The organism is Phreatobacter sp., from assembly GCF_030691135.1.
Lineage (GTDB): Bacteria > Pseudomonadota > Alphaproteobacteria > Rhizobiales > Phreatobacteraceae > Phreatobacter.
Window position 1 is genome coordinate 1 of the sequence record NZ_JAUYFA010000068.1, and the last position, 1,569, is coordinate 1,569.

The 1,569-nt window shown below is 62.5% G+C and carries 1 protein-coding gene and 1 pseudogene; both read left to right on the plus strand.

Annotated elements, in window-relative coordinates; genetic code table 11:
* A partial coding sequence (locus Q8O26_RS11950; protein WP_305575851.1) for a hypothetical protein occupies positions 1 to 227 on the plus strand: 227 nt, incomplete at its 5' end.
* A gap of 170 nt (positions 228 to 397) precedes the next feature.
* Positions 398 to 1,569, plus strand: a pseudogene (locus Q8O26_RS11955) (DNA-directed RNA polymerase subunit beta'); the annotation flags it as partial.

Genomic DNA, 1,569 nt, shown 5'->3' on the forward strand with positions numbered 1-1,569 from the left:
CCGTCAAGTCGGACGACGTCGCGGGCCGCACCAAGGTCTACGAGGCGATCGTCCGTGGCGACGACGCCTTCGAGGCGGGTGTTCCGGAAAGCTTCAACGTGTTGGTCAAGGAAATGCGGGCGCTCGGCCTCAATGTCGAGCTCTTGAATTCCGAAGTGCCCGCCGTCGAGGCGCCGCCCGAAGCCTCGCCTGAGCGTCCGCGGCTTCCGCCAGCCGCCGCCGAGTAAACATAGTCTGGAAGGGGGAGCTCCTGGCGAAAGCCGGCCGGGCTCCCCCCACCTCTAACCCTTCCCCAGTCCAAGCGGAGCTTGGCTTCGCCAAGATGGGGGGAAGGGTAACACTGCAAGAATTTTGAGGATCGCGGGCCCCACCCACCGCTGATCCCTGGAGAGAGCCGATGAACGAGATCACCAACCTCTTCAAGACCCAGCAGTCGGTCCCGACCTTCGACGAGATCAAGATCTCGATCGCCTCGCCCGACGACATCCATTCGTGGTCCTTCGGCGAGATCAAGAAGCCGGAGACGATCAACTACCGCACGTTCAAGCCGGAGCGCGACGGCTTGTTCTGCGCCCGCATCTTCGGACCCATCAAGGATTACGAGTGCTTGTGCGGCAAGTACAAGCGCATGAAGTACAAGGGCCTGATCTGCGAGAAGTGCGGCGTCGAGGTGACGCTTGCCAAGGTGCGCCGCGAGCGCATGGGCCACATCGAGCTGGCAGCCCCCGTTGCCCACATCTGGTTCCTGAAGTCGCTGCCCTCGCGCATCGGCCTTCTGCTCGACATGACGCTGAAGGATCTCGAGCGCGTCCTTTATTTCGAAAACTACATCGTCACCGAGCCCGGCATCTCCCCCTTCAAGGAGAAGCAGCTCCTGACCGAGGACCAGTTCAACCAGGCAGTCGAGGAGCACGGTGCTGACAGCTTCACCGCCGGCATCGGCGCCGAGGCTATTCGCGAACTGATGACCGGCATGGATCTGCCGAAGATCCGCGATGATCTGCGCCAGGAGATCGCCGAGGCCACGACCGAACTCAAGCCCAAGAAGCTCGGCAAGCGTCTCAAGGTGATCGAGAGCTTCATCGAGAGCGGCAACAAGCCCGAGTGGATGATCCTGACCGTCGTGCCGGTGATCCCGCCCGAGTTGCGCCCCCTCGTGCCGCTCGACGGCGGCCGCTTCGCGACTTCGGATCTCAACGACCTCTATCGCCGTGTCATCAACCGTAACAACCGCCTCAAGCGGCTTATGGAACTGCGCGCGCCCGACATCATCATCCGCAACGAAAAGCGCATGTTGCAGGAGTCGGTCGACGCCCTGTTCGACAACGGCCGCCGCGGTCGCGTCATCACGGGCGCCAACACGCGTCCGTTGAAGTCGCTCGCCGACATGCTGAAAGGCAAGCAGGGCCGCTTCCGTCAGAACCTGCTCGGTAAGCGCGTCGATTACTCGGGCCGTTCGGTCATCGTCGTCGGTCCCGAGCTGAAGCTCCATCAGTGCGGCTTGCCGAAGAAGATGGCGCTTGAGCTGTTCAAGCCGTTCATCTACGCGCGCCTCCAGACGCTCGGTCA